This window comes from Burkholderia sp. AU30198, from assembly GCF_020419825.1.
Lineage (GTDB): Bacteria > Pseudomonadota > Gammaproteobacteria > Burkholderiales > Burkholderiaceae > Burkholderia.
Map to the genome: position 1 here is coordinate 307352 of NZ_JAIZSA010000008.1, position 25132 is coordinate 332483.

Consider the following 25132-nt stretch of genomic DNA (forward strand, 5'->3'; position numbering starts at 1 on the left):
GGCATTTCGATGGTGCGCTGCGGTGGCGGCGCGCGGGCAGGGCAGGCAGGGCCGGGAGGGCGCGAGCGGGCGGCCGGTGCGGGAAACGTCGTCAGCGTCCTTCGCGCGTCAACGCGACCAGTTCCTCGAGCAGCTTGCCGGCCGGCCCCGGCAGGATGCCGTGACGGCGCCGGAACGCGGTGAGCGTGCGCACCGCGACGACCTCGCGCACGGGCAGCGTGTCGATCGTGCCTGCGCGTTGCTCGGCGCCGTACATCGGCTCGGCCATCCAGCTCAGGAAGCCCGCGTGCGCGACGAGGCTCTTCAGCGTCGTGACCGAGCGTGTCTCGACCGCGATGTCGGGCAGCGCGAGCCCGTGCGCGTCGAAGGTCGCGCGCATGTGGTCGAACGGCGCGGTGCCGCGCGGCGGAATCGCCCAGCGCGCGTGCAGCGTATCGGCGAGCGTCGGCGCGCGGCCGAGTGCGCGCAGCGGATGGTGCGGCGCCGCAACGATGTGGCTGCGATCTTCCCAGCGGCATTCGGGAATCGCGACGATCTCGTCGGTGTCGGGCCCGTGCGCGGACAGCGCGAGATCGATCTCGTGCTTGTTCAGCCCTTCGGCGAGCCGGTCCCACACGCCTTCGATGATCTCGACCCGCAGGTTCGGCCAGCGGTCGAGCACGCGGCCCACCGCGACCGGCAGCACGAGGCTCGCGATGCTGCCCACCGTGCCGACCTTGATCGTGCCCTTCGCGAACCCGCGCATCGCGTCGAGCTCCTCGCGCGCGTGCTCGGCCTCGTGCTGCAGCAACGTCGCGTGCGGCAGCAGCGCGTCGCCGAACGCGGTGAGCTGCACGCCCTTCGAGTGGCGCTCGAACAAGGGCGCGCCGACCTGGTCCTCGAGCCGCTTCAGGATCCGGCTCAGCGCCGGTTGCGTCACGTGCAGCGCGTCGGCGGCGCGGCCGAGGCTGCCGCACGCGACGATCGTCGTGAAGGCGCGCAATTGTCGGAGATCGAAAGTCATGCCGGAATGTAATGGCTTATCGCAGAAAATACAGTATCCGAGAATGGGTTGCGCTTCGATACTGTGGAAACCGCCAAGCCATCGAGGAGATACCCGAGCATGTCCGGCCACCCGCCCCCTTCCGCCGCATCGATCACCGTTCGCGATGCGGTGATCGACCTGCTTCGCCAGTTCGGCATCGACCGCGTGTTCGGCAATCCGGGCTCGACCGAGCTGCCGATGTTCCGCGACTTCCCGGACGATTTCCGCTACGTGCTCGGTTTGCATGAAGCCGTCGTGGTCGGGATGGCCGACGGCCATGCGCAGGCCACCGGCAATGCGGCGGTCGTCAACCTGCATTCGGCGGCGGGTGTCGGCAACGCGATGGGCAATCTTTTCACCGCGTTCAAGAACCGCACGCCGCTGATCGTCACCGCGGGCCAGCAGGCGCGCGCGATCCTGCCGTTCGACCCGTTCCTCGGCGCGACGCAGGCCGCCGAGCTGCCGAAGCCGTACGTGAAGTGGAGCATTGAGCCTGCGCGCGCGCAGGACGTGCCCGCTGCGATCGCGCGTGCATACCGCATCGCGATGCAGGAACCGCGCGGCCCCGTGTTCGTGTCGATTCCGGTCGATGATTGGGACCAGCCGGCCGAACTGCTGCCACGGCGCGACGTCAGCAGTGTCGTGCGGCCCGATCCCGATGCGCTCGCGCGGCTCGGCGACGCGCTCGACGCCGCGCGGCGTCCCGCGCTCGTGGTCGGTGCCGCTGTCGATCGCGCCGGTGCGTGGGACGACGTCGTGCGGCTCGCCGAGCGGCACCGTGCGCGCGTGTACGTCGCGCCGATGTCGGGGCGCTGCAGTTTCCCCGAGGACCATCCGCTGTTTGCCGGCTTCCTGCCCGCGATCCGCGAGAAGATCGTCGCGCGGCTCGACGGGCACGACCTCGTGTTCGCGTTCGGCGCGCCCGCGTTCACCTATCACATCGAGGGCTTCGGCCCGCACGTGCCGCCCGGTGCGACGCTCGTGCAACTCGTCGACGATCCGGGCATCGCCGCGTGGACGCCGTCGGGCGATGCGGTCGTCGGCAACCTGCGGCTCGCCGCGCGCGACCTGCTCGCGCGCCCGGCGCCGGCCGAGCGGCCGATGCCCGCACTGCGGCCGCCGCGTGCGCGTGTCGAATCGCCGGCTGCCGGCGAGCGCATGTCGGTCGCGTTCGCGCTGCAGACGCTCGCCGACGTGCGCGAGGCGCACGACATCGTCGTCGAGGAAGCGCCGAGCGCCCGGCCGGTGATGCAGGAACATCTGCCGTTCACGCGCAGCGGCACGTTCTACACGATGGATAGCGGTGGGCTCGGCTACGGGATGCCGGCCGCCGTCGGCGTTGCGCTCGCACAGCCGGGACGGCGCGTGATCGGGCTGATCGGCGACGGGTCGAGCCTGTATTCGATCCAGGCCTTGTGGAGCGCCGCGCAACTGAAGCTGCCGATCACGTTCGTGATCCTGAATAATCGGCGTTACGCGGCGCTGCAGGATTTCGCGCCGGTGTTCGGCTTCGGCCCGGACGACCCCGTGCAGGGCACCGATCTGCCGAACCTGGATTTCGTCGCGCTCGCGCAAGGGATGGGCTGCCGCGGCGTGCGCGTGACCGATGCCACCCACCTGCGCGACACGCTGACCGACGCGCTGCGCGCCGCGACGCCGGTCGTCGTCGAAGTCGAGATTGCCTGACGCGCGCTGCGCGTCTTTCCGGAGAATTCATGCAAACCGTATCGATGCTGATCGGCGGCGAACGCCGTCATTCATCCAGCGGCGCGACCTTCGTGCGCCGCAACCCGCTCGATGGCGAAGTCGCGTCCGCAGCACCCGCGTGCACCGTCGACGATGCGCGTGCGGCGGCCGACGCGGCCGCCCGTGCGTTTCCCGGCTGGGCCGCGCTCGGCCCCGGCGCACGCCGCGCGTTGCTGCTGAAGGCGGCCGCCGCGCTCGAAGCGAAGCACGAGCAGTTCGTCGCCGCGATGGCGGCGGAGACGGGCGCCTCCGCGCTGTGGGCCGGCTTCAACGTGCACCTTGCCGCGAGCGGGCTCGTCGAGGCCGCGTCGCTGACCACGCAGGTCGGCGGCGAGCTGATTCCGTCCGACGTGCCCGGTTCGCTCGCGATGGGCGTGCGGCAGCCGGCCGGCGTGGTGCTCGGCATCGCGCCGTGGAACGCGCCGGTGATCCTCGCGACGCGCGCGCTTGCTCTGCCGCTCGCGTGCGGCAACACGGTCGTGCTGAAGGGCTCGGAGCTGTGCCCCGTCACGCACGGGCTGATCGTCGAGGCGCTGCAGGAGGCTGGCGTGCCGCCGGGCGTCGTCAACTTCGTGACGAACGCGCCCGAGGATGCGGGCGCCATCGTCGATGCATTGATCGCGCATCCGGCCGTGCGCCGCGTGAATTTCACGGGCTCGACGCGCGTCGGCAGGATCGTCGCCGAAGCATGCGCGCGCCACCTGAAGCCGTCGGTGCTGGAACTCGGCGGCAAGGCGCCGTTCGTCGTGCTCGACGATGCCGATCTCGACGCGGCGGTCGCGGCGGCCGCGTTCGGCGCGTTCGCGAATTCCGGGCAGATCTGCATGTCGACCGAACGCATCGTCGTCGACGCATCGATCGCCGATGCGTTCGTCGCGAAGCTTGCCGACAAGGCCGCGTCGCTGCCGCTCGGCGACCCACGCAACGGGCCCGTCGTGCTCGGTTCGCTGATCGACATGAAGGCCGTCGAGCGCTGCAATGCGCTGATCGACGATGCGCTTGCGCACGGCGCGACGCTCGTGTGCGGCGGCAAGGCCGACAGCACGCTGTTCCCGGCCACGCTGCTCGACCATGTCACACCGGCGATGCGCATCTATGCGGAGGAGTCGTTCGGCCCGGTGAAGGGCATCGTGCGCGTCGGCGGCGAGGAGGCCGCGATCCGTTGCGCGAACGACAACGCGTTCGGGCTGTCGTCGGCCGTGTTCAGCCGCGACGTCGCGCGCGCGATGCGCGTCGCGGCACGTATCGAATCGGGCATCTGCCACGTGAACGGTCCGACCGTGCACGACGAGGCGCAGATGCCGTTCGGCGGCGTGAAGGACAGCGGCTTCGGCCACTTCGGTGGCAAGGCCGGCATCGCGGCGTTCACGGACCTGCGCTGGATCACGGTGCAGACCGCACCGCGCCACTATCCGTTCTGACGAGGCCGCCGACGATGAGGATTGCGATTCTGGGCGCCGGCGCGATGGGCTCGCTGTTCGGCGGGCTGCTGGCCGAAAGCGGCGAGGACGTCACGCTGATCGACGTGAACGACGCGCATCTCGATGCGATTCGCCGCGACGGGCTGCGCATCGATGACGATCGTGGTGAACGCACCATCCGCACGCTGCACGTGCTCCGGCCGGAAGCCGCGAATGCGCAGCCGTCGCCCGACACACCATTCGACCTGCTGATCGTCTTCACGAAATCGCTGCACACGCGCCACGCGCTGGACGGCGTGCGCGCGCTGCTGAGCCCCTACACGTACGTGCTGACGTTGCAGAACGGGCTTGGCAACGTCGAGACGTTGAATGCGTTCGTGCCGATCGAGCGCATTCTCGTCGGCGTCACGACCTGGCCCGCCGATCTTGCCGGGCCAGGCCACGTGCATTCGCACGGTGCGGGCGTCATCAGGATGATGACGGCCGACGGCGCGGAGCGCACGTTCGCGGCGGCCGTCGCCGACGCGCTGTCGCGCGCGGGGCTCGCGTGCTCGCTCGATGACGACGTGTGGGCTGCGATCTGGGAGAAGGTCGCGTTCAATGCGGCGCTCAACACGCTGTGCGCGGTGACACGTTGCACGGTCGACCAGCTCGGCGAACACCACGACGGGCTGCGGCTCGCGCAGGCGATCGCGGCCGAGACGGCGGCCGTCGCCCGCGCGACGGGCATCGCGGTCGACGGCGAGCGCATCGCGCGCAACGTCGAGCATGCGATCCGCGAGCATCGCGGCCATCGCCCGTCGATGCTGCAGGACGTGCTCGCGGGCCGCCGCACGGAAATCGACGCGATCAGCGGCAAGGTCGTCGCGGCCGCGCACGAAGCGGGCGTGGCGGTGCCGCATGCGGAAACGCTGCTCGCACTGGTCAGGCTGATCGACGCGCGGATGAACTGAACATCAGGTTGGCGGCGCGGCCTGCGCCGCACGACGATACGGGCGCGTCGCGCGCAGACGACGGCACCGGATCGGGACAGGTTGGACGAGACACCGGAGCCGCCGCCGATGCGTCGACACCGGCCGACTGCGCAGCACGAGATCCGGGCACGCGCCACCGCGCGCCAGCCCGGACAACCGGAGACGCCATGAAAGCCCTCGAACGCCGTTGTCTTGCCGCGCGCCGCGCGCGCACGTTGCCGCCTCGGCGCGGCGCACGGGAGGCCGCATGAGCACGCGCGACGGATTGCAGTCGCCGTCCGTCGACATCGGCGCGACGCTCGACGACGGGCCGTTCACGACGATGCAGCGCTGCGTGGTGCTGCTCGCCGCGCTCGCGATCGTGCTCGACGGCTTCGACGGCCAGCTGATCGGCTTCGCGATTCCGGTGCTGATCCGCGAATGGGGCATCACGCGTGGCGCGTTCGCGCCGGCGGTGGCGGCCGGGTTGATCGGGATGGGTATCGGTAGCGCGTGCGCGGGGATCGTCGCGGACCGCTTCGGCCGCCGCCAGGCCGTGATCGGCAGCGTGTTCCTGTTCGGCATCGCGACTTGCGCGATCGGCTTCGCACCGGACGTCACGGCGATCGCGATGCTGCGCTTCGTCGCCGGGCTCGGGATCGGCGGTGCATTGCCGACGGCCACGACGATGACGGCCGAATACACGCCCGCGCGGCGCCGCACGATGATGGTGACCGCGACGATCGTCTGCGTGCCGCTCGGCGGGATGCTGGCCGGCCTGTTCGCGCACGAGGTGCTGCCGCGCTACGGCTGGCGCGGGCTGTTCTTCGCGGGCGGCGCGCTGCCACTGGTGCTCGGTTTCGTGCTCGTGCGTGCGCTGCCCGAATCGCCGCGCTATCTCGCGCGGCGCCCCGCGCGCTGGCCGGAACTCGGCGCGCTGCTCGCACGGATGGAGCGGCCCGTCGCGCCGGGCACCGCGTTCACCGACATGAGGGACGCGCGCGCGGCAGGCGGCCGCGGCGGCTTCGGCGCGCTGTTCGCGAGCGGTCAGGCGCGCGACACGATCGCGTTGTGGTGCGCATTCTTCATGTGCCTGCTCGCCGTGTATGCGGCGTTCAGCTGGCTGCCGACGATGCTGGCGGCGAGCGGGCTGAGCGTGTCGGTCGCGGGGACGGGGCTCACAGCGTACAACCTCGGCGGCGTGATCGGCGCGCTGCTGTGCGCGTGGACGATCGCGCATGCCGGGTCGCGCTGGCCGCTCGTGCTGTGCAGCATCGGCGGCGCGGCGAGTGCGGTGTGGCTGATGGGTGTCGATGCCAGCCGCCACACGGGCTGGCTGATCGTCGGGCTCGGCCTGCACGGATTGTTCGTCAACGCGGTGCAGTCGACGATGTATGCGCTCTGCGCGTACATCTACCCGACGGCCGTGCGCGCGACGGGCACCGCGAGCGCGCTCGCGTTCGGCCGGCTCGGCGCGATCCTCAGCGCGTTCGCGGGCGCGGTCGTGATCACCACGGGCGGCGCCACGGCCTATCTGACGATGCTGGCGATCGCGATGGGGGTGGTCTGCGTCGCGCTGCTCGTCGTGCGACGGCATATTCCGCGACTGTCGCGCGCGGCGGTCCAGCCGCGCGAAGGGGAGGAGCTGGCCCGCACGTCGTCGTGACGGCGCGCGGGCACACATGGGCGAGTCGTGCGTTACAGCGTGGTGCGCACGTGCCAGAGCTCGGGGAACAGCACGACGTCGAGCATCTTGCGCAGGTACGGCGCGCCGCTGGTGCCGCCCGTGCCTTGCTTGAAGCCGATGATGCGCTCGACGGTCGTCACGTGACGGAAGCGCCACTGGCGGAACGCATCCTCGAGATCGACGAGTTCCTCGGCCATCTCGTACAGCTCCCAGTGTTGCTGCGGATGACGGTACACCTCGAGCCACGCGGCTTCGACCGTCTCGTCATGCCGGGTCGGCTGCGTCCAGTCGCGCTCGAGCCGCTCCGCCGCGATCGGAAAGCCGCGCCGCGCGAGCAGGCGCACGACTTCGTCGTAGAACGACGGCGCCTCGAGCGTCGCACGCACCTGTTCGAGGATGTCGGGCCGGTGCGCATGCGGCTGCAGCATCTGCACGTTCTTGTTGCCGAGCAGGAATTCGAGCTGCCGGTACTGGTACGACTGGAAGCCCGACGACTGCCCGAGATACGGGCGCATCGCCGAATACTCGGACGGCGTCATCGTCGACAGCACGCTCCACGCCTGAACCAGTTGCTCGAGAATCCGCGACACGCGCGCGAGCATCTTGAACGCGGGCGGCAGCGCGTCGGTGCGCACCGCATCGAGTGCGCCGCGCAACTCGAACAGCGCGAGCTTCATCCACAGCTCGCTCGTCTGATGCTGGATGATGAACAGCATCTCGTTGTGATCGGGCGACAGCGGATGCTGCGCGTCGAGGATCGAATTCAGCGACAGGTAGTCGCCGTAGCTCATCGATTTCGAGAAATCGAGCTGCGCGTTGTGCCAGCCGGCATCGCCGGGCACGTGCGACGCTTCGTGCGCGGCCGGAGCCGGTTGCGCCGAATGCGCGGTACGTGCGCCCGAGAACGGGCAGCCCGCCGGCGCGTCGCCGCCGGGTGGCTGCATATGACCAGAATTCACGACTCTCTCCAGATTTGAATGACGGGGGCGCGGTGCGCGGCTCGCGCGCCGGGCAAAACCGATCAGGTCACTGCGCCGCGTTCGGCGAACTCGGGCGCCTTCCACGCGTCGGTGGCGAGGATGTCGCGCAGCGTCTCGACGGCATCCCATACGTCGACGAAGCGCGTATAGAGCGGCGTGAAGCCGAAGCGCAGCACGTACGGCTCGCGGTAGTCGCCGATCACGCCGCGCGCGATCAGCGCCTGCATCACCTCGTAGCCGTGCGGATGCTCGAAGCTCGCCTGCGAGCCGCGCTGGTGATGCGCGCGCGGCGTGACGAGCTTCAGCGACAGGCCCGCGCAGCGTGCCTCGACGAGCGCGATGAACGCATCGGTCAGCGCGAGCGACTTGCGGCGGATCGCGTGCATGTCGGTCTGCAGGAACACGTCGAGCCCGCATTCGACCATCGACATCGACACGATCGGCTGCGTGCCGCACAGGAAGCGCGCGATGCCCGGATCGGGCGCGAAGCCCGGCTGCATCGCGAACGGTGCGCGGTGGCCCCACCAGCCGGACAGCGGCTGCGAGAAGTGCGCGTGATGGCGCTGCGGCACCCACACGAACGCGGGCGAACCGGGGCCGCCGTTCAGGTACTTGTACGTGCAGCCGACCGCGCCGTCCGCGCGTGCGCCGTTCAGGTCGACCGGCACCGCGCCGGCCGAGTGCGCGAGGTCCCACAGCATCAGCCCGCCCGCGTCGTGCACGAGCTGCGTGACGGCCGGCATGTCGTGCATGTAGCCGGTGCGGTAGTTCACGTGCGTGATCATCGCGACGGCCGTGTCCGCGCCGAGCGCGTCCGGCAGGTCGGCCGGGTCGTCGATCAGGCGCAGTTCGTAGTCGCCGCCGAGCTGCTCGATCAGCCCCTGCGCGATATACAGGTCGGTCGGGAAGTTCGAGCGTTCCGACACGATCACGCGGCGCTCGGGCGCGCGCTCGGCCTGGTGGCGCACCATCGCCGACAGCAGCTTGAACAGGTTGATCGAGATGGTGTCGGTCACGACCGTTTCGCCGGGGGCGCCGCCGATCAGCGTCGCGAGCTTGTCGCCGAGACGGCGCGGCAGCGCGAACCAGCCGGCGGTGTTCCAGCTGCGGATCAGGCCTTCGCCCCATTCGGCGCCGATCACCTGCTGCGCGCGGGCGGCCGACGCGCTCGGCTGCGCGCCGAGCGAGTTGCCGTCGAGGTAGATCACGCCATCGGGCAGGGAGAACTGGTCGCGCAGCGAGGCGAGCGGATCGTCGCGGTCGAGCGCGAGCGCATCTTCACGGGTCTTGATCATGATGTGGGGTCGTCAGTCGGGGTAATCAGGAAGCACGCGCGGGCAGCGCGCGCAGCACCGCGCGCACGGGGCTCGCGTCGAGCGTCGCGAATTTCAGCGGCAGTGCGATCAGTTCGTAGTCGCCGGGCGGCACGTCGTCGAGCACGATGCCTTCGAGGATCGCCATCCGGTGCGCACGCACGCGGTGATGCGCATCCATCGTCTTAGATTCCTGCGGGTCGAGCGACGGCGTATCGATGCCGATCAGCTTCACGCCGTGCGCGGCCAGCAGGTCGATGGTTTCCGGCGCGACCGCGCAGAAGTCGGTATCCCATTGCGCGAGCGGCGCCTGCGCATAGGTGCGCAGCAGCACGCGCGGCGGTACGCCGTCGAGCGCGGCCGCGACATCGGCCGGCTGCACGACCGGCGATGCGCCGAGGCAATGGATCACGCGGCACGGGCCGAGGTAAGTATCGAGCGGTACGGCGCCGATCGGCGCGCCGTCGGCGTCGTAGTGCAGCGGCGCGTCGCAGTGCGCGCCGGTGTGCGGCGACAGCGTCAGGCGCGCGACGTTGACCGGCGAGCCGGCCTCCATCCGCCACACGCGTTCGACGGAAACCGGCGTATCGCCCGGCCACACGGGGGTGGCGGGGCTGACAGGCGGCGAGATGTCCCAGAGGGTGTCCATGGCATGACGATTCGGTGAGTCGATCCTTCGAATGATAGGTGGACGCTCGTCGAAAGTGCTTGCGAAATAAACATGGACAATCCGCCGGATTGGCAGATAATTCGACTCAGAGGGAAAACGGGGACCAAAAATGCACGCGATCACGCTCGATGCCACCGACTGCCGGATTCTGGCGGTCCTGCAGGAAGAGGGCAGAATCAGCAATCTCGACCTGGCGGAACGCATTTCGCTTTCGCCATCCGCTTGTCTGCGCCGCATGCGCCTGCTCGAGGAGCAGGGCGTGATCGAGCACTATCGCGCGTGCCTGAGCCGCGAGAAGCTCGGCTTCGAGCTCGAGGCGTTCGTGCAGGTGTCGATGCGCAACGAAGAAAATCAATGGCACGAGCGCTTCGCGGAAGCGCTGCGCGAATGGCCGGAGGTGGTCGGCGCGTTCGTCGTGACGGGCGAAAGCCACTATCTGCTGCGCGTGCTCGCGCACAACCTCAAGCACTATTCGGATTTCGTGCTGAACCGGCTCTACAAGGCGCCGGGCGTGATGGACATCCGTTCGAACATCGTGCTGCAGACGCTGAAGGATGAAGCCGGCGCGCCGGTCGGGCTGGCGCGCACGGGGGCGATCAAAGTGGTGTAAGGCCGTGGAAGCCGCCGCCGTGGAACACGAGCGGCGCTTCGACGTTCGGCACGCGGACGCCGCAGCGCTCCACTTCGCCGACGAAGATCACATGATCGCCTTCGTCGTAGCGGCTGCGGTTGTGGCACTCGAACCACGCGAGCGCGCCGTCGAGTACCGGCATCCCGGAGTTACCGGCCGCATGCGCGATTCCTTCGAAGCGGTCGCCCTTGTAGCTCGAGAAGCGCTTGCACAGGTCGAGCTGCGACGCGGCGAGCACGTTCACCACGTAATGACTGTTGCTGCGGAACACCGGCGTCGACGCCGATTTGTGCGCGAGGCTCCATAGCACGAGCGGCGGATCGAGCGACACGGAGTTGAACGAACTCGCGGTGATGCCGATCAGCTGCCCGGACGGCGCCTGTGTCGTGATGACGGTCACGCCCGTCGCGAACTGGCCGAGTGCCTGGCGGAACGCGGTCACGTCGAAATCCGGCGGAGTGGCGCGGCTCATCGGGCGGCCATCCGGAACGAAACGGGCGGGCGCGGCGCGCGGCGGGTGCAACGGGCGGGGTGGACGAAAGGCGACAAGGCGGTCGGGGCGGAAGTGGTGCGCATGGCCCGATTTTAGCGGAATCGGGGCCGCCGGGCCCGGCCAGGCGGCGCAATGCGGGGATAGGGTGACTTAGCGAACACTGCGGCGCGCTGCCGGAGCGCGATTGCGCGCGTCTGGCCCGGCCGTTCTGTCGCGTTTTTTGCGTGGCGCCGCCGCTCCGGCCGGCACCGTGGCGTCCCCCTGCCATCGACACCCGTGTTATCGCGCCGCCGCCAGTCCGAGCGACAGCGCGCCCGTCACGATCAGGCTCGACGCCCACACGGCATCGAGATTGAACCAGCTTCGCGACACGAATTTCAGCCCGAAATAGCGGTACACGAGCCACGCGAGCCCGCCGCCCGCACCGATCATCGCGATCGCATGCACGGCCGCGACGACCAGCGCCATCCCGAGATGCGCATCGACGAGCGTGGCCGCCGCGCGGTGGCCGGCGTCCCGGTCGAGCCCGCACAACCCGAGGTAGATCGGCACCAGCATCAGCCCCGCGCCATGCGCGATCGCGACCGCGAACGACCACAGGCCGAGCCGGGCGGGCGGAATCCGCGCGAGCGCTCGCGGATGCCGGCGCCGGATCAGCAGCACGGCGCCGAAGCCGATCACGAGCGCGCTCGCGCCGATCCGGATCGCCGTTTGCCACGCGAGCAGCGCGGCGAGCAGCCCGAACGGCAGCATCACCGTGAAGACCGCGAGCGCATGGCCGAGCGCGAGATAGCCGAGTGCCGCGACGAGCGCGCCGCCGCGGCGCGTCATCAGCGCGTTCGACACCGCGAGCGGCCAGCCCATCGCGGGGTTGAGCCCGTGATACACCCCGCTCGCGAGCACGGCCGCCCACAGCGCGAACGGGGCGTGAAGGCTGGCGTTCAACGCTTGACCGACGGATAGCAGAACGAGTCGGTCGAGCAGTCGCCACCTTCGAGCCGGATCTGGTGCGCGCGATAGCCGTCGGGGAACTCGACCCAGTAGTCGTCGGCGAGCGTCAGTCCGCCCTCCGGCCCCACATGCGCGAGCACCTGCGCGGCCGGCACGCCGTCCGGGTAGAACTGGTCGTCCCACGTCGAATAGAGCGAGTTGGTCCAGTACACGCGCCGGCCGTCGCGGCTGATCTCGACCATCTGTGGGCCGCCCGCGAACGCGCGGCCGTTCGAGTGCGGCGCGCGGCGCACGATGCCGCCGATGCGCACCGACCCCGCGAGCACCGGGTGGTGCGGATCCGACACGTCGTACTGGCGCATCTCGCCGGTGCCCCAGCACGACACGTAGAGGAAGCGATCATCGAGCGACAGGTCGATGTCGGTCACGAGCGGTGGCACGGCGCCGAATCCCTTCAGCAGCGGCGGCAGTTCGTCGGCCGCGGCCGGCTCGGCCGGGATCGTCGCGGTCTTCTTCACATGGAACTGGCCGCCTTCGCGCCACCAGGTCCAGATCGAGCCTTCGAGATTCGTCGTGTCGACCACGACGCCGACGAACCCGTATTCGCGCACCGGGTCGTGCGCGGGCCGCACCTCGAGTGCCATCTGGTGATGCGCGCCGAGATCGATCGTCTGCACGTTGCGCCGCGCGCGCAGGTCCCAGAAATGCAGCCGGTGCCCGTACTTGTTCGCGAGCAGGTCCTCGGGGACGATGCCGTTCTCGAATTGCGGCGGTAGCGCCCATTCGCTCGACACCATGTAGTCGCGCGGCAGGTTCCACCAGAAGTCGTAGTGCTTGTCCTGCGGGCCACGGTCGATCTCCCAGCGGCCGAGCACGTCGAAGGTTTCGCAATCCATGATGAAGATGCCGGGTGCGCCGTCGGTGCCGTCCTTGCCCGCGCCACCGAGCGTGCTCACGTAGATGCCCTCGGGGCCGCAGTGCACGGTGTGCGGGCGCGAGTAGCCGGTCTTCGCGAAGATCTCGCCGGGTTCGACGATCTTGTGGATGCGCGCCTGCGTCGGATGCGGCTTCGTGTCGATCACGTAGATGCGCGACGAGCGCAGGCCCGGGATGATCAGGAAGCGGCGCTCGAGAAACGCGTGGCCCGTGAGCGGCGACAGCGACGACGAACAGGCATTCCAGCCGAAGTGGTGAAACTCGTCGCCGGTGTTCGGCATCGTGACCGTGTGCACGATTTTTCCGTAGGTCGACGAACCGGGCTTCACGTCGATCACGGCGAGCGCGTCGGGTCTGGAAAAATCGGGGCTCAGCAACAACGTATAGGCAAACTCTTCCGCCGGCGCCTGCATCGCAAGCTCGGGCGAAGCGTGAAACGTCGGGTCAGGCCGCATGCTCATGGTGATGCCCTCTCGATGGTGTGGGATCGTGGCCGCACAGCCGTTCGTTGCGGACGTGCGGGCCGGGGTGGCCGCGCGGCGCGCGACACGCCGGCGGGAGCGATCGGCAGGCGGATGCACGCATCGGCGACGCGTGCGGCGCCGTGCATCAGATCGTGAAAGCGGATAAAGGCGATGGGCCGGCTCGCCGCACCTGGCGCAACACGGGTGCACGGTAGGGAGACGGCGCAGTCGAAGCGGAAGCCCGCAACGCGGCAACGGCCGGGCGGGTGACGTGGGTGATTTCCGTGAAGGCGTGCATATCGATGTTCCGGCAGATGATGTTTGCATCAGGGTCGGGCATGCATCGGACGCGATGCGCGGGGCGACGGGATTGCCGTCGGGTTCGCGCGTGCCTAAGTGTAGACGAGAAAAGGGCGTGCCGGTCGCGCGCGGTACCTGTCCAATCGGCCGGGTTCGCGCGCGAGTAAGATACTTGTCGAAGTGCCGCTGCGCCCCGCATCCTGCGCGGGCAGCGGCGACGCGTAACGATGGCGCCGGCGCATGCGTGCCGGCTGCCGTCATCAACGAGGGGCTGATTTCATGGGGAACGACATGCTTGAAACCGCGACGGTGGGCGGCGGGTGCTTCTGGTGCACGGAGGCGGTGTTCCTCGACGTCGACGGCGTGACGGCCGTCCAGTCGGGCTACGCGGGCGGCCATACGCGCAATCCCGGCTATCGCGACATCTGCGAAGGCGACACGGGCCACGCGGAAGTCGTCAACGTGACGTTCGATCCGGCGCGCATCGGCTATCGCGAGATCCTCGAGATCTTCTTCGCGACGCACGATCCGACCCAGTTGAACCGGCAGGGCAACGACGTCGGCACGCAGTACCGTTCGGTCGTGTTCACGCATTCGGACGCGCAGCGCGACACGGCACTCGACGTGATCCGCGAGCTGGAGCGCGAGCAGGTGTTCGGGCAGCCGATCGTCACGCAGGTCGTGCCGCTCGACGGCAACTACTGGCCGGCCGAGGACTATCACCAGAACTATTACGCGCGTAACCCGGGGCAGGGCTACTGCTCGGTCGTGATCGGGCCGAAGCTCGCGAAATTCCGGCAGAAGTTCTCGCACCGGCTGAAGTCGCTGCGCGGCGCGTAAGCGCGGCCGGCGCAAGCCGGTATCAAGCCGCCTCGTTGCGCCACTGCGCGCACGCGGCGGCGATCTCGCGCGCGAGCGCGATGCACGACAGCGGCGCGGAGCCTTCCGCCTTGTTGTTGATCGTGATGATCACCGGCTGCCCGGCCAGCGCATAGCGCGCGGCCAGTTCGGCGAGCGCCGAGCGCGTGGCCGGATCCTCGTCGACCAGCTTGTCGAACGGCTCGTATTTCGCTTTCGCCTGTTCGTACTTGAAGCCGCCGTGCAGGCTCCAGCGCACGATCAGCGGGCCCGGTGCGTCGCCGTCGAGCAGCGCGAGCGCGGCCGCCTGGCGCAGCGGGTCGGGCATCCGCGCGTGCAGGCCGACGCAATAGCGCACGCCGAGCGCGGCGAGCGCGCGGATGAAGCGCGGCGTGAGCAGGCTCGCGTCGCGAATCTCGATCGCATAGCGGGTGCCGTCGGCTTCCGGCGGCAGCGGCGGCAGCGCCGCGAAGAACGCGGCCAGCCGGTCGATCAGCTCGGCCGGCTGGGCGAGCAGCTGATCGGGCAATGGCGAGAACTGGAACACGAGCACGCCGGCTTTCCGGCCGAGCCCTTCGAGGCACGGTTGCACGAATTCGCGGGTGGCGAGCGCCGCGTCGAGGAAGGTCGGGTTCGGCCCCGACGGCTCGCCGCGCCGGCCGCGGATCACCGCATCGGTCACGGAGGCCGGCGCCTTCACGACGAAGCGGAAATCGTCGGGCACCTGTTGCGCGTAGCGCAGGTAGTCGGCCACCGACAGCGGGCCGTAAAACGACCGGTCGAGGCTCACGCTCTTCAGCAGCGGATGCGCGCCATACGCTTCGAGCCCTTCGCGCGACAGCTTCGTCTGTGCGAAATCGCCGTCGTAGACGATGCCGTCCCAGCCGGGGAAGGTCCACGACGACGTGCCGAGCCGGACGTTCGGCGGCAGGCCGGCCGCTGCGTCGGCCACATCCGGCGCGATCGGCGCGGGCAGCACGCCGCGCCGGCGCCGGCCTTTCTTCGGCGGTGCGGCGGGCGGGGACGGTTCGTCCCACAGCTGGCCGGAAGCGGCGGGCGGGGTTTCGTCGGAAGAACGGGTGCGGGTGCGTGGCGCCGGCTGCGCTTCGTCAGGCGCGTCCGGTGTCACGTGTTCATCGGAGCTGGCAGGCCGGCCATCGTCCTCGGGCGACGCGCGTGCAGCGTCGGCCGGCACGCCGAACAGGTTGAATTGCCCGTCGGCGTGCGGCGCGTTGGCGTCGTCGTGCTGCTGTCGATCCAGCGGCGCCTTGCGCCGCGTCCTGCCGTCACCCATGCATGCCCAGCGTGAAGCGCCGCCTAGCGCGGCAGCGCGTGTTCGTACATATAGCGCCGCGACCACGGCAGCGTCTTTGCGCTCTGCCCGGCCTTGCGGCACACGATCTGGAAGATCGACACGTCGTCGTGCTCGAACGCATACGCGCAGCCGGCAAGATACACGCGCCAGATGCGGAATTTTTCGTCGTCGACGAGTTGTCGCGCGGCGTCGGCCTTCGCCTCGAAGTTTTCCGTCCAGATGTCGAGCGTGCGCGCATAGTGCCGTCGCAGGCTTTCGACGTCAATCGCTTCCAGCCCGCCGCGCTGCGCGGCCTCCAGCGCGAGGCTGATGTGCGGCAGCTCGCCGTCCGGGAACACGTAGCGGTCGATGAATTCGCCGCCACCGAGCGCCGTCTCGCCGCTTTCCGCGTCGGTCGACGTGATCCCGTGGTTCATTGCGATGCCGTCGTCGGCGAGCAGTTCACGAACCCGCGAGAAATAGAGCGGCAGGTTCTTGCGCCCGACGTGCTCGAACATCCCGACGCTCGTGATGCGGTCGAACTGGCCGTCAATTTCGCGGTAGTCCTGCAGCCGGATCTCGATTTTGTCTTCCAGCCCGGCGGCCTTCACGCGCGCGGTCGCGAGGTCGAACTGGTTCTGCGACAGCGTGACGCCGAGGCACTGCGCGCCGAACTTCTGCGCGGCGCGCAGCACGAGCGCACCCCAGCCGCAGCCGATGTCGAGCAGGCGCTGGCCAGGCTGGAGCTGGATCTTCGTCAGGATGTGGTCGATCTTCTTGATCTGCGCGGTGGCGAGATCCTCGTCACCGTTCTCGAAGTACGCGCACGAGTACACCATGTTCTCGTCGAGCCACAGCTGGTAGAACTCGTTCGAGACGTCGTAGTGATACTGGATCGCCTTCTTGTCGGTGCTCTTCGAGTGATTGAAGTAGCGCTTCACGCGCGCCAGCTTGCTCGCGCTCGTCACTGTGTTGCGCGCGAGCGAGTAGCCGATGTTGATGATGTCCGACAGCTTGCCTTCGATGTCGATCTTGCCCTTCACGTACGCCTCGCCGAGATTGTCGAGGCTCGGTTCGAGCAGGAGCGGCAACGCCGACGCGCTATTCACCTTCAGTGTGACCTGCGGCGCGCTGAAAGTGCCGAAATCGAGTTGATCGCCGTTCCACAGCACGAGGCGCGCCGGTATGTTCGCTTTCGCCCGTACTTCGTCCGCCCACTGTGCCAGCTTCTTTTCCCAGAACATTTGGATTCTCCGTTTGTTCGTTGAATCGAATACAGCCAAGTATCTTGACCGGCGCCCGCCGCTTGCGAGGCGGGCGCCCGAATGCAACACGAGACACGACCGGCGTGCGCCGGCGCCGCGCTTAAGGCGACAGGCGCGAGATCGACCAGCCCGGCGACGTGTCGGCGTCGCGCGTATAGAGCAGGCGGTCGTGCAGCCGCGACGGGCGGCCCTGCCAGAACTCGATCGAGTCGGGCACGAGGCGGTAGCCGCCCCAGTGCGGCGGGCGCGGCGGGTTGTCGCCGTAGCGTTCGCTGACGGCCTTTTCCTGCGCTTCGAGCGTCGCGCGGCTGTCGATCACGGCGCTCTGCTCGGACGCCCATGCGCCGATGCGCGAGCCGAGCGGCCGCGACGCGAAATAACGGTCGCTTTCTTCTGCGCTGGTTTTCTCGATCCGGCCTTCGATGCGCACCTGGCGCTCGAGCTCGATCCAGTAGAACAGCAGCGCGGCCTGCGGATGCGCGGCGAGATCGTGTCCCTTGCGGCTTTCGTAATTGGTAAAGAAGACGAACCCGCGTTCGTCGACGCCCTTGATGAGCACGATGCGTGCCGACGGCCGGCCGTCGTCGCCGACGGTCGCGAGCGTCATCGTGTTCGGCTCGGGCAGCTTGGCGGCGAGCGCCTCCTTGAACCAGCGGTCGAACTGGGCGAAGGGGTCGGTGGCGACATCGGCTTCGTCGAGCGAAGCACGTGAATAATTGATGCGGAGATCGGCGAGAGTCGTCATGTTATGCAAACGCTTCAATCTGAAACCATTGTAGCCAACGCGCGAGAAACGTGCGTGTACAGTGGCGCGTGCGAGCGGGGAGTTCAGGCAAAATAGAGGGCTGCACGACTTACATTTTCCTTGCTGCCATGTCCGCCGCCGACGCTGCCCCGCCCAGTTCCTCTGATCTTACCCCGACCCCGGAAATCCAGCTTGACGTGGATCGAGCGCGGCGCTTTGGCGGCGTCGCGCGGCTGTACGGCGCGCCCGCGGCGGCCGCATTCGAGCGCGCGCACGTCGCGGTGATCGGGATCGGCGGCGTCGGGTCGTGGGTGGCCGAGGCGCTCGCGCGCAATGCGGTCGGCACGCTGACGCTGATCGATCTCGACAACGTCGCGGAAAGCAATACGAACCGGCAGATCCACGCGCTCGACGGCAATTACGGCAAGCCGAAGGTCGACGCGATGGCCGAGCGGATCGCGCTGATCGATCCTGCGTGCCGCGTGAACCGGATCGAGGATTTCGTCGAGCCCGACAACTTCGATGCGCTGCTCGGCGGCGGTTTCGACTACGTGATCGACGCGATCGACAGCGTGCGCACGAAGGTCGCGCTGATCGCGTGGTGCGTCGCGAAGCGCCAGCCGCTCGTCGTGGTCGGCGGCGCGGGCGGCCAGCTCGACCCGACGCGCATCCGGATCGACGATCTCGCGCTGACGATCCAGGATCCGCTGCTGTCGAAGGTGCGCGCGCAGTTGCGCAAGCAGCACGGCTTTCCGCGCGGGCCGAAGGCGCGTTTCAAGGTCAGCGCCGTGTATTCGGACGAGCCGCTGATTTACCCGGAAGCGGCCGCGTGCGACCTCGAGGACGGCGCCGAGCCGTCTGCGGCCGCGCACGTCGCCGGGCTCAACTGTGCGGGATTCGGTTCGAGCGTGTGCGTGACCGCGAGCTTCGGCTTCGCGGCTGCCGCGCATGCGCTGCGCGCGATCGCGGCGCAGGCTGCCGGCTGAGCCGCGGTCGTTGAGGGATGCTGCGGCGCGTGACACGCGCCGTCGTATGTCATGCGGGGCGATCCCGCAGCCGGGCCGTTGCGGCCCGGCGGGTCACCCATCCGTTCAGTGGAGCGCCATGCTCAGCTTGCGTCGCCACCCGGCGACGAGGTCCGGGCGATCGCCGGCCAGCTCGAACACCGAGATCATCGTGCGGCGGCCGAGATCGTCGCCGTACGCGCGGTCGCGCGTGACGATTTCCAGCAACTGCTCCAGCGCACCTTCATACGCCCGCCGCGCGATCAGGCTCTGCGCGAGATCGAAACGCGCGTCGAGATCGGCCGGGTTCGCCGCGATGCGCGCTTCGAGCGCATCGGTCGGCGGCAGGTCGGCCGTGGCTTCGAGTGCGTCGAAACGGGTCTTGATCGCCTGGTAGCGCGGATCGCCGTTCTGCACGGTCTGCGGCGACAGGCGTTCGGTCTCGGCGCGCGCGGCGTCGACCTGGTTGCTCGCGAGCAGCAGTTCGATCAGATCGAGGCGTGCGTCGTCGAAGCCGGGGTTCAGCGCGAGCGCCGCCTCGAGGTGCGTGAGTGCGTCGTCGTAGCGCTCCTCGGCCATCGCGTACTGCGCGGCACGCCGTTCGGCTTCCTCGGGCGCCGGCAGCAGCCGGTCGAGGAAGGCGCGCAGCTGGCCTTCGGGCAGCACGCCGACGAACTGGTCGACCGGGCGCCCGTCGGCGAACGCGATCACGTGCGGGATGCTGCGCGTCTGGAAGTGCGCGGCGAGTTCCTGGTTCTCGTCGACGTTGACCTTCACGAGCTTCCAGCGGCCTTCATAGTCGCCTTCGAGCTTTTCCAGCAGCGGGCCGAGCGTCTTGCAGGGGCCGCACCACGGCGCCCAGAAGTCGACCAGCACGGGTGCGTCCAGCGACGCCTCGATGACGTCTTTCTCGAATGTGGCAAGCGTGGTGTCCATGTCGTTCTCTTTCGTTCGAATGTCGTCAGGATGGGGGCGGTGCGCCCCTTTTTCAACGCGGCTTCGATTCGGGCAGCGGAATCCACTCGGTCTCGCCCGGCACCTTGCCCATTTCCTGGCGCGTCCAGGCTTCTTTCGCGCGCTCGATCGCGTCGCGGCTGCTGGCGACGAAATTCCATTCGATGAAGCGCTCGCCGTCGATCTTGTCGCCGCCGAGCAGCATCGCGCGCGCGCCGCTGCCGCTCGTCAGCGTGACCGCGGCCCCGGGCACGAGCACGGCCATCTGCTCGGCCGGCACGGGCGTGCCGTCGATCGCGAGTTCGCCGTCGACCACGTAGACCGCGCGCTCCTCGTGCGACGCGTCGAGTTCGAGCCGGCCGCCGGCCGCGAATTCGGCCGCGACATACAGCGTGCGCGAGAACGTCGTGACGGGTGAGCGCAGCCCGAACGCGTCGCCGGCGATCACCGTCAGTTCGACGCCGTTTTCGTTGCGGCGCGGCAGCGCCGCGGCCGGATGGTGCTCGAACGACGGCTCGGTGGTTTCGTGCGCGCGCGGCAGCGCGACCCAGGTCTGGATCCCGTGCACGGTGTGGCCGTTTTCGCGCTGCGCGTCGGGCGTGCGCTCGGAGTGGACGATCCCGCGGCCGGCCGTCATCCAGTTCACGTCGCCCGGCACGATTTCCTGCAGCGAGCCGAGGCTGTCGCGGTGCAGGATCGCGCCGTCGAACAGGTAGGTGACGGTGGCGAGGCCGATATGCGGATGCGGGCGCACGTCGAGCCCCGTGCCGGGCGGCAGCGTGGCCGGTCCCATGTGATCGAAGAAGATGAACGGGCCGACGAGGCGGGCGGCGAGTGCGGGCAGCGTGCGGCGCACCTGCAGATTGCCGATGTCGCGCACGTGCGGCTTCAGCAGGGCTTTGATCGGAGCGGTCATGGCGGATCCTGTAGGGCGGCGGGGGATGCCGGTCATTGTACTGGCCGTCCGCCGCCGATTCCATGCGCGCCGCGCGGGTATCGGGCCGGGGGCCGAAACCCGGTAGACTGACCGGCTTCTCAAGAAAACGCCGGGCCGCCCCGGGTTTTCGCCCCAAAGGACGTCCCGTTTGGGGACCGCCGCCTCGGGGAGCCCGGCGCGAAGCGCCAGGGCCTGAGAGCACCTTGCACAACAATTCGACAATCGAGGAGACGCCGATGATGGCACCGAAGGACTTGCTGCTCGCGCTGGTCGTGATCCTGGCGTGGGGCGTGAACTTCGTCGTGATCAAGGTCGGCCTGCACGGGATGCCGCCGATGCTGCTCGGCGCGCTGCGCTTCACGCTCGCGGCCGTGCCCGCGGTGTTCTTCGTGCGCCGGCCGCAGATTCCGTGGCGCCTGCTGGTGCTGTACGGCGCGACGATCCAGCTCGGCCAGTTCGTGTTCCTGTTCACCGGCATGTACGTTGGCATGCCGGCCGGCCTCGCGTCGCTCGTACTGCAGTCGCAGGCATTCTTCACGCTCGTGTTCGCGATGCTGTTCCTCGGCGAGCAGTTGCGCATGCAGAACCTGGTCGGCCTCGCGATCGCCGCGGGCGGGCTCGTCGTGATCGCGGCGCAGGGCGGCCGCGCGATGACGCTCGCGGGCTTCCTGCTGACGATCTGCTCGGCCGCGATGTGGGCGTTCGGCAACATCGTCACGAAGAAGGTCGGCCGTGCCAACCTCGTGTCGCTCGTCGTGTGGGCAAGCCTCGTGCCGCCCGTGCCGTTCTTCCTGCTGTCGCTGTGGTTCGAAGGGCCGCAGCGGATCGCGACCGCGCTCGCCGGGCTGAACGGCGCATCGATCTTCGCGGTCGTCTATCTCGCGTTCGTCGCGACGCTGCTCGGCTACGGGCTGTGGAGCCGCCTGCTGTCGCGCTATCCGACCGCGCAGGTCGCGCAGTTCTCGCTGCTGGTGCCGATCGTCGGTCTCGCGTCGTCGGCGCTGCTGCTCGACGAGCATCTGACGCGCACGCAATTGATCGGCACCGCGCTCGTGATGGGCGGGCTCGCGGTGAACGTGTTCGGCGGGAAACTGATGCGCCGCTTCGCGGCATCGTGACGCGCCGGCACGCACTGCGTGCCGGCGGTGGGGCGGGGTGGCCGGGTACGGCCGTCAGGCCATCCGGTTCTTCGCGAGCGGCGGATTCGCGGAGAAATAGCGCTTGATGCCGCGGAAGATCGCGTCGGCCATCTGGTCGCGATAGCTGTCGTCGTTCAGGCGGCTTTCCTCTTCCGGGTTGCTGATGAACGCCGTCTCGACGAGGATCGATGGAATGTCGGGCGCCTTCAGCACCGCGAACCCGGCCTGTTCGACCGAGCCCTTGTGCAGCTTGTTGATGCCGCCGACTTCTTTCAGCACGTAGTTGCCGTAGCGCAGCGAATCGCGGATCTGCGCGGTGGTCGACATGTCGAACAGCGCGCGGTTCACGGCCGCGTCCGCCGTCTTGATGTTGATGCCGCCGATCAGGTCGGACGAATTCTCCTTGTTCGCCATCCAGCGCGCCGCGGCGCTCGTCGCGCCGTGGTCGGACAGCGCGAACACCGACGAACCGCGTGCCGACGGCGTCGTGAACGCATCGGCGTGGATCGACACGAACAGGTCGGCGCCCACGCGGCGTGCCTTCTGCACGCGCACGTTCAGCGGCACGAAGAAGTCGGCGTCGCGCGTCATCATCGCGCGCATGTTCGGTGCGCCGTCGATCTTCGCGCGCAGCTTCTTCGCGATGTCGAGCGCGATGTGCTTCTCGTACGTGCCGCCGCCGCCGATCGCGCCCGGATCCTCGCCGCCGTGGCCCGGATCGATTGCAACCGTCAGCAGGCGCACGGTGCCGCCCTTGCCGGATTTCGGCGCGGTGAACTTGTAGGTGTCGCCGTCGTCATCGCTGTCGTCGCGGCGCGCGATGACGGGCGGCGGTTTGACGGCCGGCTTCGCGGGCGCCGACGGCGTACCGGCGGCGGGCGGCGTGTGCGGCGTCGCCGGTGTGTTCTGCGCGAAGCGCTGGAAGAACGCGTCGCTGCTGTCGCCCCCGGCGGGCGGCGGCAGGGGCGTGCCCGGGCCGGCCAGCGCGGTCGGCGGCTGCATCTGCTGCGCGCGCGCGGTGTCGTTGAGCGCCTGTTCCTTGCGCTCCGTTTGCGTGATCAGGTCGGACAGCGGATCGGGTGCGACGGCCGGATACAGGTCGAACACGAGCCGGTACTTATAGGTGCCGACCGGCGGCAGCGTGAACACCTGCGGCTTCACCGAGCCTTTCAGGTCGAACACCATCCGCACGACGTGCGGCTGATACTGGCCGACGCGCACCGACTGGATCTGAGGATCGTTCGGTGCGATCTTCGACACGAGGTCGCGCAGCGCCTGGTCGAGATCGAGGCCGGTCAGGTCGACCACGAGACGGTCGGGACCCTGCAGCAGCTGTTGGCTATTCTGCAGCGGCTGGTCGGATTCGATCGTGACGCGCGTGTAATCGCGTGCGGGCCACACGCGCACGCCGAGCACCGACGACGCGTGCGCGAGCCGCGGCGCGACGAGACCGAGCACCAGCGTCGACGCGCCCGCGCACAGGATCTGACGGCGCCGCCAGTTGTGCGTCGCAGTAGCCGCCGATTCGATCGAGCGGAACGGTTTGATCAACATCTTTCGAGACATGCCTTTCCTGAAGCGCTGTACGCCCGGACGGTGAGGGCGCGGCCGTCGCCATCCACGTCGAGCGAGAAAACCAGATCGGGTACGCCGAGCAGCGTGCCCGCCTGTTGTGGCCATTCGACGAGGCAGATCGCGCTGGAATTGAAATATTCGCGAAAGCCTGCGTCGGACCATTCGGCCGGATCGTTGAAACGATACAGATCGAAGTGATAGACCTCGAGTTCCCCATCGTCGCGTTCGAGTGCGTACGGCTCGACGAGCGTATAGGTCGGACTGCGCACGCGCCCCGTGTGGCCGAGGCCCCGCAGGATCGCGCGTACGAGGGACGTCTTGCCCGCGCCGAGATCGCCGACCAGCTGGATCTGCAGCCCGTCGAACGCGTGCGCGCGGGCGAGTTCGACGCGAGCCGCGTCGAGCGCGTGCGCGAAGCGGGTGCCGAAAGCCTCGGTCGCCGCTTCGTCGGCGAGCGCGATCACGCGCTGCTCGAGCGGGGCGGGCAACGTGACGGCATGAGGCGGGTGGCTGGACGTGGCTGACATTCTCGTAAAATAGTGCGATGAACCGATTACCGGAACTCGCCGCATCCGACAGGCCTTCGACTCGTGACGAAGGCGCGGCACCGTGCGCGCTCGACGATGCGGCGTTGACTGCGCTCGCCGCGCGCATCAGGGCGTGGGGGCGCGAATTGGGTTTCGGGGCGATCGGCATCAGCGATACCGATCTCTCGGATGCCGAAGCAGGCCTCGCCGCCTGGCTGGAAGCCGGATACCACGGCGAAATGGATTATATGGCGAAACATGGGATGAAACGCGCGCGTCCGGCCGAACTTGTGGCTGGTACGCGACGCGTGATTTCCGTGCGGCTCGCCTATTTGCCGGCCGAAACGCTCGCCGGCGACGCACCGGGCGAGCCCGCCGGCGCGCTGGTGCCGCATGACTGGCGCGCGCGTGAGCGGGCCCGGCTCGACGATCCGCAGGCGGCCGTCGTGTCGATCTACGCCCGCGGCCGCGACTATCACAAGGTGCTGCGCAACCGGCTGCAGACGCTCGCCGAGCGTATCGAGCAAGAGATCGGCGCGTTCGGCTACCGCGTGTTCACCGATTCGGCGCCCGTGCTCGAGGTCGAACTCGCGCAGAAGGCCGGCGTCGGCTGGCGCGGCAAGCACACACTGCTGCTGCAGCGTGATGCGGGCTCGCTGTTCTTCCTCGGCGAGATCTACGTCGACGTTCCGCTGCCGACCGACGCGCACACGTCGCCCGACACCGCGCCCGAGACAACTGGCGCGCACTGCGGCAGCTGCACGCGCTGCATCGGCGCGTGCCCGACCGGCGCGATCGTCGAGCCGTACCGCGTCGACGCGCGCCGCTGCATCTCGTACCTGACGATCGAACTGAAAGGCAGCATCCCCGAGCCGCTGCGGCCGATGATCGGCAATCGCGTGTACGGCTGCGACGATTGCCAGCTCGTGTGCCCGTGGAACAAGTTCGCGCAGGCCGCGCCCGTCGCCGATTTCGACGTGCGGCACGGCCTCGATCGCGCGACGCTCGTCGAGCTGTTTGCGTGGGATGCGGACACGTTCGATACGCGGATGCAGGGCAGTGCGATCCGGCGTATCGGCTACGAAAGCTGGCTGCGCAATCTCGCGGTCGGGCTCGGCAATGCGCTGCGCGCGAACCCGGGCCGGCTCACGCCGCCCGCGCGCGACGCGATCGTCGCCGCGTTGCGCGCGCGGACCGACGATCCGTCGCCGGTCGTGCGCGAGCATGTCGAATGGGCGCTGCGGGCCGCGTGAAGGCGGCGTAAA

The 25132-nt window shown here is 68.9% G+C and carries 23 protein-coding genes; 9 read left to right on the forward strand and 14 right to left on the reverse strand.

Annotated elements, in window-relative coordinates; genetic code table 11:
• Window positions 1-91: 91 nt before the first annotated feature.
• Window positions 92-1003, reverse strand: a complete 912-nt coding sequence (locus LGN19_RS19735) for a LysR family transcriptional regulator (protein WP_174951527.1) — start codon at window positions 1001-1003, stop codon at window positions 92-94.
• Between the two features lie 99 nt (window positions 1004-1102).
• Between LGN19_RS19735 and mdlC the strand changes: the two genes are divergently transcribed.
• The 4 genes from mdlC (at window position 1103) to LGN19_RS19755 (ending at window position 6810) form a co-directional block, all read left to right on the forward strand.
• The gene (gene mdlC, locus LGN19_RS19740; RefSeq protein ID WP_226216703.1) at window positions 1103-2710 is read left to right on the forward strand and encodes a benzoylformate decarboxylase; all 1608 of its coding nucleotides are present in this window, start codon (window positions 1103-1105) and stop codon (window positions 2708-2710) included.
• A 29-nt stretch (window positions 2711-2739) separates the two neighbouring features.
• Window positions 2740-4191 carry an aldehyde dehydrogenase gene (locus tag LGN19_RS19745; RefSeq protein ID WP_226216705.1) on the forward strand — a complete coding sequence of 484 codons (1452 nt, stop codon included), beginning with the start codon at window positions 2740-2742 and terminating at the stop codon, window positions 4189-4191.
• Window positions 4192-4205: 14 nt separating this feature from the next.
• The gene (locus LGN19_RS19750; protein ID WP_226216707.1) at window positions 4206-5144 is read left to right on the forward strand and encodes a ketopantoate reductase family protein; all 939 of its coding nucleotides are present in this window, start codon (window positions 4206-4208) and stop codon (window positions 5142-5144) included.
• Window positions 5145-5412: 268 nt separating this feature from the next.
• Window positions 5413-6810 carry an MFS transporter gene (locus LGN19_RS19755; RefSeq protein ID WP_226216709.1) on the forward strand — a complete coding sequence of 466 codons (1398 nt, stop codon included), beginning with the start codon at window positions 5413-5415 and terminating at the stop codon, window positions 6808-6810.
• A gap of 32 nt (window positions 6811-6842) precedes the next feature.
• On the opposite strand, the gene kynA is transcribed toward LGN19_RS19755, so the two are convergent.
• The 3 genes from kynA to kynB all read right to left on the reverse strand — a co-directional run bounded on the left by kynA (window position 6843) and on the right by kynB (window position 9773).
• On the reverse strand, window positions 6843-7775 hold the full coding sequence (kynA, locus tag LGN19_RS19760; RefSeq protein WP_122946138.1) for a tryptophan 2,3-dioxygenase: 933 nt from the start codon (window positions 7773-7775) through the stop codon (window positions 6843-6845).
• A 77-nt stretch (window positions 7776-7852) separates the two neighbouring features.
• A complete protein-coding gene (kynU, locus tag LGN19_RS19765; RefSeq protein WP_264173119.1) occupies window positions 7853-9106 on the reverse strand; it encodes a kynureninase in 1254 nt (417 codons plus the stop codon).
• Window positions 9107-9131: 25 nt separating this feature from the next.
• Window positions 9132-9773, reverse strand: a complete 642-nt coding sequence (kynB, locus tag LGN19_RS19770) for an arylformamidase (RefSeq protein ID WP_122946137.1) — start codon at window positions 9771-9773, stop codon at window positions 9132-9134.
• Between the two features lie 130 nt (window positions 9774-9903).
• On the opposite strand from kynB, the gene LGN19_RS19775 reads away from it, so the two are divergent.
• Window positions 9904-10404: an Lrp/AsnC family transcriptional regulator gene (locus LGN19_RS19775; protein ID WP_122946136.1), complete on the forward strand. Its 501-nt coding sequence runs from the start codon at window positions 9904-9906 to the stop codon at window positions 10402-10404.
• On the opposite strand, the gene LGN19_RS19780 is transcribed toward LGN19_RS19775, so the two are convergent.
• The 3 genes from LGN19_RS19780 to LGN19_RS19790 all read right to left on the reverse strand — a co-directional run bounded on the left by LGN19_RS19780 (window position 10391) and on the right by LGN19_RS19790 (window position 13266).
• Window positions 10391-10897, reverse strand: a complete 507-nt coding sequence (locus LGN19_RS19780) for a flavin reductase family protein (protein WP_122946135.1) — start codon at window positions 10895-10897, stop codon at window positions 10391-10393. The two genes, LGN19_RS19775 and LGN19_RS19780, sit on opposite strands and share 14 nt — an antisense overlap.
• A gap of 300 nt (window positions 10898-11197) precedes the next feature.
• Window positions 11198-11863: a hypothetical protein gene (locus LGN19_RS19785; protein ID WP_226216711.1), complete on the reverse strand. Its 666-nt coding sequence runs from the start codon at window positions 11861-11863 to the stop codon at window positions 11198-11200.
• Window positions 11860-13266: a selenium-binding protein SBP56-related protein gene (locus tag LGN19_RS19790; protein WP_122946133.1), complete on the reverse strand. Its 1407-nt coding sequence runs from the start codon at window positions 13264-13266 to the stop codon at window positions 11860-11862. The genes LGN19_RS19785 and LGN19_RS19790 overlap by 4 nt, the downstream gene beginning before the upstream one ends.
• Before the next feature lie 582 nt (window positions 13267-13848).
• Between LGN19_RS19790 and msrA the strand changes: the two genes are divergently transcribed.
• Window positions 13849-14409, forward strand: a complete 561-nt coding sequence (gene msrA / locus LGN19_RS19795; RefSeq protein ID WP_226216713.1) for a peptide-methionine (S)-S-oxide reductase MsrA — start codon at window positions 13849-13851, stop codon at window positions 14407-14409.
• A 22-nt stretch (window positions 14410-14431) separates the two neighbouring features.
• Here the strand turns inward: msrA and LGN19_RS19800 are convergent, their stop codons facing one another.
• The 3 genes from LGN19_RS19800 to pdxH all read right to left on the reverse strand — a co-directional run bounded on the left by LGN19_RS19800 (window position 14432) and on the right by pdxH (window position 17731).
• Window positions 14432-15721 (reverse strand): DUF72 domain-containing protein, encoded by a 1290-nt coding sequence (locus LGN19_RS19800; protein WP_226216715.1) that lies wholly within the window; start codon window positions 15719-15721, stop codon window positions 14432-14434.
• Window positions 15722-15744: 23 nt separating this feature from the next.
• Window positions 15745-16965 (reverse strand): SAM-dependent methyltransferase, encoded by a 1221-nt coding sequence (locus LGN19_RS19805; RefSeq protein ID WP_122946130.1) that lies wholly within the window; start codon window positions 16963-16965, stop codon window positions 15745-15747.
• A gap of 121 nt (window positions 16966-17086) precedes the next feature.
• Window positions 17087-17731, reverse strand: coding sequence for a pyridoxamine 5'-phosphate oxidase (pdxH, locus tag LGN19_RS19810; RefSeq protein WP_174955474.1), 645 nt, complete (start codon window positions 17729-17731; stop codon window positions 17087-17089).
• 128 nt (window positions 17732-17859) lie between these two features.
• Between pdxH and LGN19_RS19815 the strand changes: the two genes are divergently transcribed.
• Complete coding sequence (locus LGN19_RS19815) at window positions 17860-18717, forward strand: ThiF family adenylyltransferase (RefSeq protein ID WP_043190093.1); 858 nt, start codon at window positions 17860-17862, stop codon at window positions 18715-18717.
• 105 nt (window positions 18718-18822) lie between these two features.
• Here LGN19_RS19815 and trxA read toward each other — a convergent pair whose 3' ends face one another.
• Window positions 18823-19671, reverse strand: a complete 849-nt coding sequence (gene trxA / locus LGN19_RS19820; protein ID WP_122946128.1) for a thioredoxin — start codon at window positions 19669-19671, stop codon at window positions 18823-18825.
• A gap of 52 nt (window positions 19672-19723) precedes the next feature.
• The gene (locus LGN19_RS19825) at window positions 19724-20605 is read right to left on the reverse strand and encodes a pirin family protein (protein ID WP_226216717.1); all 882 of its coding nucleotides are present in this window, start codon (window positions 20603-20605) and stop codon (window positions 19724-19726) included.
• Between the two features lie 260 nt (window positions 20606-20865).
• On the opposite strand from LGN19_RS19825, the gene LGN19_RS19830 reads away from it, so the two are divergent.
• Window positions 20866-21744, forward strand: a complete 879-nt coding sequence (locus LGN19_RS19830; protein WP_226216743.1) for an EamA family transporter — start codon at window positions 20866-20868, stop codon at window positions 21742-21744.
• Window positions 21745-21798: 54 nt separating this feature from the next.
• Here LGN19_RS19830 and LGN19_RS19835 read toward each other — a convergent pair whose 3' ends face one another.
• Together LGN19_RS19835 and tsaE are read right to left on the reverse strand one after the other, a co-directional pair.
• A complete protein-coding gene (locus tag LGN19_RS19835) occupies window positions 21799-23331 on the reverse strand; it encodes an N-acetylmuramoyl-L-alanine amidase (protein WP_226216719.1) in 1533 nt (510 codons plus the stop codon).
• Window positions 23313-23867 carry a tRNA (adenosine(37)-N6)-threonylcarbamoyltransferase complex ATPase subunit type 1 TsaE gene (gene tsaE, locus LGN19_RS19840; protein WP_043190084.1) on the reverse strand — a complete coding sequence of 185 codons (555 nt, stop codon included), beginning with the start codon at window positions 23865-23867 and terminating at the stop codon, window positions 23313-23315. Before tsaE ends, LGN19_RS19835 begins: the two co-directional genes overlap by 19 nt.
• A 17-nt stretch (window positions 23868-23884) precedes the next feature.
• On the opposite strand from tsaE, the gene queG reads away from it, so the two are divergent.
• The gene (queG, locus tag LGN19_RS19845) at window positions 23885-25120 is read left to right on the forward strand and encodes a tRNA epoxyqueuosine(34) reductase QueG (protein WP_226216721.1); all 1236 of its coding nucleotides are present in this window, start codon (window positions 23885-23887) and stop codon (window positions 25118-25120) included.
• The last annotated feature ends 12 nt before the right edge of the window (window positions 25121-25132 follow it).

What these genes read in the sequence shown, in the direction of transcription:
- LGN19_RS19750 (WP_226216707.1), top strand. Translation starts at nt 4,206, where the DNA reads ATGAGGATTGCGATTCTGGGCGCCGGCGCGATGGGCTCGCTGTTCGGC.
- LGN19_RS19735 (WP_174951527.1), bottom strand. Translation starts at nt 1,003, where the DNA reads ATGACTTTCGATCTCCGACAATTGCGCGCCTTCACGACGATCGTCGCG.
- LGN19_RS19825 (WP_226216717.1), bottom strand. Translation starts at nt 20,605, where the DNA reads ATGACCGCTCCGATCAAAGCCCTGCTGAAGCCGCACGTGCGCGACATC.
- LGN19_RS19775 (WP_122946136.1), top strand. Translation starts at nt 9,904, where the DNA reads ATGCACGCGATCACGCTCGATGCCACCGACTGCCGGATTCTGGCGGTC.
- tsaE (WP_043190084.1), bottom strand. Translation starts at nt 23,867, where the DNA reads ATGTCAGCCACGTCCAGCCACCCGCCTCATGCCGTCACGTTGCCCGCC.
- trxA (WP_122946128.1), bottom strand. Translation starts at nt 19,671, where the DNA reads ATGGACACCACGCTTGCCACATTCGAGAAAGACGTCATCGAGGCGTCG.
- LGN19_RS19830 (WP_226216743.1), top strand. Translation starts at nt 20,866, where the DNA reads ATGGCACCGAAGGACTTGCTGCTCGCGCTGGTCGTGATCCTGGCGTGG.
- queG (WP_226216721.1), top strand. Translation starts at nt 23,885, where the DNA reads ATGAACCGATTACCGGAACTCGCCGCATCCGACAGGCCTTCGACTCGT.
- mdlC (WP_226216703.1), top strand. Translation starts at nt 1,103, where the DNA reads ATGTCCGGCCACCCGCCCCCTTCCGCCGCATCGATCACCGTTCGCGAT.
- msrA (WP_226216713.1), top strand. Translation starts at nt 13,849, where the DNA reads ATGGGGAACGACATGCTTGAAACCGCGACGGTGGGCGGCGGGTGCTTC.
- kynA (WP_122946138.1), bottom strand. Translation starts at nt 7,775, where the DNA reads ATGCAGCCACCCGGCGGCGACGCGCCGGCGGGCTGCCCGTTCTCGGGC.
- LGN19_RS19815 (WP_043190093.1), top strand. Translation starts at nt 17,860, where the DNA reads ATGTCCGCCGCCGACGCTGCCCCGCCCAGTTCCTCTGATCTTACCCCG.
- LGN19_RS19780 (WP_122946135.1), bottom strand. Translation starts at nt 10,897, where the DNA reads ATGAGCCGCGCCACTCCGCCGGATTTCGACGTGACCGCGTTCCGCCAG.
- pdxH (WP_174955474.1), bottom strand. Translation starts at nt 17,731, where the DNA reads ATGACGACTCTCGCCGATCTCCGCATCAATTATTCACGTGCTTCGCTC.
- LGN19_RS19805 (WP_122946130.1), bottom strand. Translation starts at nt 16,965, where the DNA reads ATGTTCTGGGAAAAGAAGCTGGCACAGTGGGCGGACGAAGTACGGGCG.
- LGN19_RS19790 (WP_122946133.1), bottom strand. Translation starts at nt 13,266, where the DNA reads ATGAGCATGCGGCCTGACCCGACGTTTCACGCTTCGCCCGAGCTTGCG.
- kynU (WP_264173119.1), bottom strand. Translation starts at nt 9,106, where the DNA reads ATGATCAAGACCCGTGAAGATGCGCTCGCGCTCGACCGCGACGATCCG.
- kynB (WP_122946137.1), bottom strand. Translation starts at nt 9,773, where the DNA reads ATGGACACCCTCTGGGACATCTCGCCGCCTGTCAGCCCCGCCACCCCC.
- LGN19_RS19755 (WP_226216709.1), top strand. Translation starts at nt 5,413, where the DNA reads ATGAGCACGCGCGACGGATTGCAGTCGCCGTCCGTCGACATCGGCGCG.
- LGN19_RS19835 (WP_226216719.1), bottom strand. Translation starts at nt 23,331, where the DNA reads ATGTCTCGAAAGATGTTGATCAAACCGTTCCGCTCGATCGAATCGGCG.
- LGN19_RS19745 (WP_226216705.1), top strand. Translation starts at nt 2,740, where the DNA reads ATGCAAACCGTATCGATGCTGATCGGCGGCGAACGCCGTCATTCATCC.
- LGN19_RS19800 (WP_226216715.1), bottom strand. Translation starts at nt 15,721, where the DNA reads ATGGGTGACGGCAGGACGCGGCGCAAGGCGCCGCTGGATCGACAGCAG.